Genomic DNA, 6,811 nt, shown 5'->3' with positions numbered 1-6,811 from the left:
TTTTTTTGATAGTTCAGTACCTGAAATGATTTGAGCTGTCATGCGTTTTTTCCTCAAGATGGCATTAAGTAAACGTTTGCTATTTTAACTGACAATGTCTTATATTACAAAGACAACAAAAGTGCGGTTGAAAAACTGGAATAATTTTGAGCAATTGAAAGAGGAATCTAAAAAATTAATTGACTGGAAAGAAAAGCTCACTATAATTGAGCCCATCGTCGGCGAGTAGCGCAGCTTGGTAGCGCAACTGGTTTGGGACCAGTGGGTCGTAGGTTCAAATCCTATCTCGCCGACCACTTCTTTTATATTTCCCTCGAAATTCCATACAAAAGATGTAACCCTTGAAATGCGCCCTTAGCTCAGCTGGATAGAGCAACGCCCTTCTAAGGCGTGGGTCAAAGGTTCGAATCCTTTAGGGCGTGCCATAACTCATCTCAATCTGCCATTATTTTTCTAACTTGCTTTTTTAAGCGAAAGTAATAGGTTTAACACTTAGTTTAGGCAGAGAAAAGTAGCGTAAATTCTAGATCTCAAAATAAATTAGTTTAAAAGATGATTTTAAATTCAGAAAAGACAATATTTGAATGGCGGTGAGAGGGGGATTCGAACCCCCGATGCACTTTCGCACATACACGCTTTCCAGGCGTGCTCCTTCAACCACTCGGACATCTCACCGTTTTGAAGTGCGTGAAATATAAAGATTTCTCCAAGATTAGTCAAGTTTTTTGAGCTAGAACATAAAAAATCCTTTTTCTTTTAGTTAAAATATAAACTTATCTCTTTTCTATCGTCGTATTTTTATGCAAATCAAATCACTCTTTTCTAAAAATGTGTTTTTGGCCGTAAAACCATTTAGCGCACTGAAAGAATCTTTCCGTGAAGGTTACGGAAAACAAAAATTGATAAAAGACATTATCGCGGGCCTCACCGTGGGCGTCATTGCGATTCCTCTATCCATGGCTTTAGCGATTGCTAGTGGTGTGCCTCCACAACACGGTCTTTATACCGCTATTGTGGCGGGTATCGTGATTGCATTAACCGGTGGATCACGTTTCAATATTTCAGGTCCAACTGCAGCATTTGTCGTCATTTTATATCCCATCACACAACAATTTGGACTTAGCGGATTACTCATGGCAACGCTGCTTTCGGGAATTATTTTAGTCATCATGGCCCTATCGCGATTAGGTCGATTAATTGAGTACATCCCTCTTCCTGTTACTCTTGGCTTTACCTGCGGGATTGGCATTACCATCGGTACATTACAAATCAAAGATTTCTTAGGTTTAGACATTGCCCATATGCCATCTCACTATATTGAAAAAGTGCAGGCTATTTTGACCGCACTTCCTACGATTAACTGGGCTGACACCTCTGTGGGTGTGGTTACCTTATTTGTACTTACTCAATGGCACAAACTTCGTTTACCCGTGCCAGGTCACTTACCAGCGGTCATTATTGGGACACTCATGGCATTAGCCTTAGGACAATTTGGCTTCTCGGTTGAAACCATTGGTACAGCATTCCAATACACCTTATCTGATGGCACAACTGGACATGGTATCCCTAATGTTTTGCCTGAAGTTGCCTTACCTTGGAATATTCCGAATGCGCAAGGTGAAGTCATCAATTGGAGTTTTGATCGCATACAGACTCTCTTACCTGCGGCCTTTTCAATGGCGGTATTAGGCGCGATTGAGTCGCTACTTTGCGCGGTCATTTTAGATAACATGACGGATACTAAACATCATTCCAATAATGAATTACTCGCCCAAGGTTTAGGGAATATTATTTCACCATTCTTAGGCGGCATTACTGCAACCGCGGCAATTGCACGTTCCGCAGTCAATGTAAAATCTGGAGCGGTATCACCAATAGCCAGTGTCATTCATGCACTCTTAGTTTTATTCTCGCTATTATTCTTTGCGAATGCCCTGTCTTATTTGCCACTCTCTTCTATGGCTGCATTGCTATTAATGGTAGCTTGGCATATGGCTAATGTACCTGAAATTATTCGTTTAGCTCGTCGCTCCACAAAAAACGAAATTGCGGTGTTGTTCACCTGCTTAATTCTTACCGTGTTATTTTATATGGTGATCGCCATCTCTGTCGGCGTATTATTAGCGAGTCTTTTATTTATCCGCACTATTGCAGAAATGACAAAAACGATTGAACAACCCGTGCCAGAAGATCTCGATGATGTATTAGCTTATCGTATCAGCGGTCCATTATTCTTTGCAGCGGCAGATAAACTCTTTGCGGATTTACACGATAAAACCGTACATACCGATCACGAGATTAAACATATCGTGTTGCAGTGCGATGCCGTGACCGTGCTCGATACGGGGGGCATTCATGCTCTCACTCACTTTGTACAACATATGTTGCCACATCAACAAATCTACTTGTGTAATATGCAATTCCAACCACTTAGAATGTTAGTAAAATCTAACTCTATACCTGAATTGCAAAAAATTAATTATGGTACGGATTTACAAGATGTCTTTAATAAAATTCGTGAGTTTGAACAAGCAAATCCATAAAACACTAAAAAGCGTGCTAAAATAAGCACGCTTTTTTTATCAATAAAAATAAAGGAATTCAGAATGCGTCCAAATAATCGTGAAAATCATCAGCCTCGTCCAATTAAAATCACCCGTAATTATACGAAACATGCTGAAGGCTCAGTATTGGTGGAATTTGGTGATACTAAAGTTTTATGTACGGCGAGTGTTGATGAAAGCGTACCGCGTTTCTTAAAAGGACAGAATCAAGGTTGGGTGACAGCAGAATATGGCATGTTACCTCGCTCTACACACAGCCGTATGCAACGTGAGGCAGCAAAAGGCAAACAAGGTGGACGCACCATGGAAATTCAACGTTTAATCGCACGTTCATTACGTGCTATGGTTGATTTAGAGGCTCTTGGCGAACGTTCTATTACCTTAGACTGCGATGTGATTCAAGCTGATGGCGGTACAAGAACTGCGTCTATCACCGGTGCAGCAGTGGCTTTATGTGATGCTATCAATGGTTTAATCGCTAACGGTACATTAAAAACTAATCCAATCAAAGGTCTCGTTGCTGCAGTTTCAGTTGGAATTGTTGAGGGTGAGACTGTATGTGATTTGGAATATGTAGAAGACTCAGCTGCCGAAACAGATATGAACGTTGTGATGATGGAAGATGGCCGCATGATCGAAGTGCAAGGTACCGCAGAAGGCGAACCATTCAGCCACGAAGAATTACTCACCTTATTAGGCTTAGCAAAACAAGGCTGCGAACAAATCTTCGCTGCACAACGTGAAGCATTAGGTTTATAGGAACAAAAAATGGAAAGCTACAAAATCGAATTTATTAAATTTGCCTTGAGCCGTAACGTGCTTAAATTTGGCGAGTTTGCACTAAAATCAGGTCGAAAAAGCCCTTATTTTTTTAACGCAGGATTATTCAGCACGGGGGCAGATCTTGCTCGCTTAGGTGAATTCTATGCGAAGGCAATTCAATCAAGTGCGGTCGATTTTGATGTCATTTTTGGTCCTGCCTACAAAGGCATTCCGATTGCGACGAGCGTTTCCATTGCACTATTCAATCAATTTAACCGTGACACACCTGTTTGCTTTAATCGTAAAGAAGCCAAAGATCACGGTGAAGGCGGTAATTTGATCGGTAGCTCATTAACCGGCAATGTGTTGTTAATCGATGATGTCATTACAGCTGGCACAGCCATTCGTGAATCCATGGCGCATCTTGAAGCCAATAACGCGAAATTAGCCGCTGTCTTTATTGCATTAAATCGTCAGGAAAAAGGCAAAGGGGAACTGTCAGCCATCCAAGAAGTAGAACGAGACTATCAATGCCAAGTGCTTTCCATTATTGATTTGGATGATTTAATGCAATTCATTGAAAAAGAACCCGATTATCAGCAATATTTACCTGCGATGCGGGCTTATCGTGAAAGTTATGGTGTGTAATTCATCACTTGAAAAATAAGAATAAAGCCATATTAATGTAAGGGCAGACATTTGCGTCTGCCCATTATTGTCAAAGACCTTTTTGACCGCACTTTAGGGGAAGAGAATGTATTTTTTTGGAAAGATTATCGGCGTTTTTCTCGGTTTTAAATGGGGGGGCTTTTTTGGCGCCATCGCTGGACTTATTTTAGGCTCTATCGCAGATAAAAAACTCTATGAGCTTGGTTCGGTTAACTCTAGCTTTTTTAAGAAAAAAACGACCCGACAAGCGCTCTTTATGCAAACTACCTTTGCGGTACTTGGACATTTAAGTAAATCCAAAGGTCGTGTGACAGAAGAAGATATTCAATTGGCAAATCAGTTGATGAATCAGATGCAATTAGATGAGAGCCATCGCAAACTCGCTCAAGAGGCCTTTCGTCGCGGTAAAGAAGCCGATTTCCCTTTACGCCAGGTGATTCGCGAATTCCGTATTGGATGTGGACAACGTGCTGATTTGCTGAGAATGTTTTTACACGTGCAAGTGCAGGCTGCATTTGCTGATTCTCAATTACATGAGTCAGAAAAAGAAGTGCTTTATGTGGTAGCCGAAGAACTCGGTCTTTCCCGTATGCAGTTTGAGCAAATGCTGGCAATGGAAATTGCGGCTCGCCAATTTACCCAAGGTGGCTTCTATCGCCAATACCAACAAGGTGGTTATCAACAGCAAGGTGGCTACCAATATCAACAACAGGGCGGATACCAACAATCTTCAGGCCCAACATTAAGTGATGCTTATAAAGTATTAGGCGTGAGTGAAAGTGATGACCGTAATGCTGTAAAACGTGCATATCGTCGTTTAATGAATGAACATCACCCAGATAAATTAGTTGCGAAAGGCTTACCGCCAGAAATGATGGAAATGGCTAAAGAAAAAGCGCAACAAATCCAAGCCGCTTACGATTTAATTTGTAAAGTGAAAGGCTGGAAATAGTGCGTGTTATCCTCGCCCCCATGCAAGGAGTGCTTGACCCTTTCGTTCGCCAGCTTTTAACCGAGGTGAATGAATATGATCTCTGCGTCACCGAATTTGTTCGCGTGGTGGATCAACTCTTACCTGAAAAAGTCTTTTATCGTCTTTGCCCTGAACTCAAAAATCAAGGGTTTACCCCTTCTAGAACCCCTGTTCGTGTCCAACTTTTAGGTCAACATCCTAATTGTCTTGCTGAAAATGCCAATCGCGCCATTGAACTGGGCTCACATGGCATTGATTTAAATTGTGGTTGCCCATCCAAAACCGTTAATGGGAGTAACGGAGGTGCTGCACTTCTCAAGCAACCTGAATTAATTTATCAAGCGACTCTAGCCTTACGTAAAACCGTACCTAGTCATTTACCTGTCAGCGTTAAAGTGCGATTAGGTTGGGATTGTACTTCACAAGCGTTTGAAATTGCCGATGCGGTACAACAAGGCGGTGCCACTGAAATCACTATTCACGGTCGAACCAAAGCCGATGGCTATCATGCCGATCGCATCAATTGGGAAAAAATCGGTGAAGTGAGATCTCGCTTGACGATCCCTGTAATTGCTAATGGTGAAATTTGGCGTTGGGAAGATGGTCAAGCCTGTTTAAAAGCGACAGGTTGCGAAGATCTAATGGTCGGGCGTGGTGCATTAAATATTCCAAACTTAAGCCTTGTACTTAAACAAAATTGCGAAAAAATGTCTTGGACGGATATTCAAAAGATCTTGCAAAAATATGCGGAAATGGAAAATTTCCATGATTCCGGTTTTTATCATGTTGCCCGCATCAAACAATGGCTACGCTATCTTAATAAAGAATATCCTGAAGCAGATATCGTTTTTGAACGAATTAAAACCTGCCAAACCGCAGAAGATCTGAGAGAACGACTCTGTCAGTACTAAAAAAGTGCGGTCAAAATAGACGGCTTTTTTAGCATTATCCCCACTTGTACGATGAGTTCAACACTCAAACAAAACTTGACCAAAATCAAAAAGTTATCATACAGAACCAGTAGAATCGATGAGGCATATACCACAAAAAAGGAGAGGTGCCTTATGAAGACTCGTCTATTGCTTTCTAGCTTACTTATCGCATTAAGCACAACATCATTTGCCCAAACGCATAAAGCGCATTGGTCTTATAATGGAAAAGAAAGCCCTGAACATTGGGGTGATTTGCTCACCGAATATCAAACCTGTAAGCTAGGGAAGGTTCAGTCGCCTGTTAATCTGGAAGCAGATAACGGCATGAAAGTGGCCAATAAACCACTTAAGATGAATTACTTCCCTGCGGAGTATCAAGTAGAAAACAATGGACATACTGTGCAAGTCAGTGTTGCACAAGAAAATGCACCATTTATTACGCTCAACAATAAACCATTTTATTTAAAACAATTTCACTTTCACACACCAAGTGAACATACTTTTAAACGCCAACATTATCCTTTAGAAATTCATTTTGTCCATCAAAGTGAAGATAAAGCATTAGCGGTTATTGCCGTAATGGTAAATGAAGGTGAAGCTAATCCAGCATTAGCACCAGTCGTTGAGAAAAAACTCACCGTTGGACAAAAAGAAAAATTGGCTCAACAGATTGATATTAAAGCGCTAATGCCAAAAGAGATGGCACGCTTCCGCTTAAATGGATCTCTCACCACTCCACCTTGTAGTGAAAACGTGGCTTGGACCATTTTTAAAGCGCCAATTCAAGCAAGCAAAGCACAAATTGCCGCGATAGAAGAAATGGAAGGGAAAAACAACCGCCCAACGCAACCATTAAATCAGCGTGACGTGGAAGTTGAACAATAAACAAAAAATGCGTGGATAGTTTCCAC

6 protein-coding genes and 3 tRNA genes are annotated in these 6,811 nt (G+C 41.3%); 8 read left to right on the top strand and 1 reads right to left on the bottom strand.

Annotated elements, in window-relative coordinates; genetic code table 11:
• The first annotated feature begins 219 nt into the window (after positions 1-219).
• Positions 220-296 (top strand) — tRNA-Pro (locus tag HMPREF3263_RS09260).
• Positions 297-348: 52 nt separating this feature from the next.
• Positions 349-425: transfer RNA gene (locus HMPREF3263_RS09255), tRNA-Arg, on the top strand.
• A 160-nt stretch (positions 426-585) separates the two neighbouring features.
• Here HMPREF3263_RS09255 and HMPREF3263_RS09250 read toward each other — a convergent pair.
• Positions 586-675: transfer RNA gene (locus HMPREF3263_RS09250), tRNA-Ser, on the bottom strand.
• A 125-nt stretch (positions 676-800) separates the two neighbouring features.
• On the opposite strand from HMPREF3263_RS09250, the gene dauA reads away from it, so the two are divergent.
• The 6 genes from dauA (at position 801) to HMPREF3263_RS09220 (ending at position 6,785) form a co-directional block, all read left to right on the top strand.
• Complete coding sequence (dauA, locus tag HMPREF3263_RS09245; protein ID WP_005698185.1) at positions 801-2,543, top strand: C4-dicarboxylic acid transporter DauA; 1,743 nt, start codon at positions 801-803, stop codon at positions 2,541-2,543.
• Positions 2,544-2,606: 63 nt separating this feature from the next.
• Positions 2,607-3,323, top strand: coding sequence for a ribonuclease PH (rph, locus tag HMPREF3263_RS09240; protein ID WP_005698195.1), 717 nt, complete (start codon positions 2,607-2,609; stop codon positions 3,321-3,323).
• A 9-nt stretch (positions 3,324-3,332) separates the two neighbouring features.
• Complete coding sequence (gene pyrE, locus HMPREF3263_RS09235) at positions 3,333-3,974, top strand: orotate phosphoribosyltransferase (RefSeq protein WP_005698191.1); 642 nt, start codon at positions 3,333-3,335, stop codon at positions 3,972-3,974.
• A 106-nt stretch (positions 3,975-4,080) separates the two neighbouring features.
• Positions 4,081-4,947 (top strand): co-chaperone DjlA, encoded by an 867-nt coding sequence (gene djlA, locus HMPREF3263_RS09230; RefSeq protein WP_005698193.1) that lies wholly within the window; start codon positions 4,081-4,083, stop codon positions 4,945-4,947.
• Positions 4,947-5,879: a tRNA dihydrouridine(16) synthase DusC gene (gene dusC / locus HMPREF3263_RS09225; protein ID WP_005698186.1), complete on the top strand. Its 933-nt coding sequence runs from the start codon at positions 4,947-4,949 to the stop codon at positions 5,877-5,879. The genes djlA and dusC overlap by 1 nt, the downstream gene beginning before the upstream one ends.
• Positions 5,880-6,032: 153 nt before the next feature.
• Positions 6,033-6,785, top strand: coding sequence for a carbonic anhydrase (locus HMPREF3263_RS09220; RefSeq protein ID WP_005699793.1), 753 nt, complete (start codon positions 6,033-6,035; stop codon positions 6,783-6,785).
• The last annotated feature ends 26 nt before the right edge of the window (positions 6,786-6,811 follow it).

The organism is Haemophilus sp. HMSC61B11, from assembly GCF_001838615.1.
Taxonomy (GTDB): Bacteria; Pseudomonadota; Gammaproteobacteria; order Enterobacterales; family Pasteurellaceae; genus Haemophilus_D; species Haemophilus_D parainfluenzae_AD.
This window is presented reverse-complemented; position numbering and strand designations above follow the sequence as displayed.

Coding starts and splice junctions, on each gene's coding strand:
- dauA (WP_005698185.1), top strand. CDS start 801: ATGCAAATCAAATCACTCTTTTCTAAAAATGTGTTTTTGGCCGTAAAA.
- rph (WP_005698195.1), top strand. CDS start 2,607: ATGCGTCCAAATAATCGTGAAAATCATCAGCCTCGTCCAATTAAAATC.
- pyrE (WP_005698191.1), top strand. CDS start 3,333: ATGGAAAGCTACAAAATCGAATTTATTAAATTTGCCTTGAGCCGTAAC.
- djlA (WP_005698193.1), top strand. CDS start 4,081: ATGTATTTTTTTGGAAAGATTATCGGCGTTTTTCTCGGTTTTAAATGG.
- HMPREF3263_RS09220 (WP_005699793.1), top strand. CDS start 6,033: ATGAAGACTCGTCTATTGCTTTCTAGCTTACTTATCGCATTAAGCACA.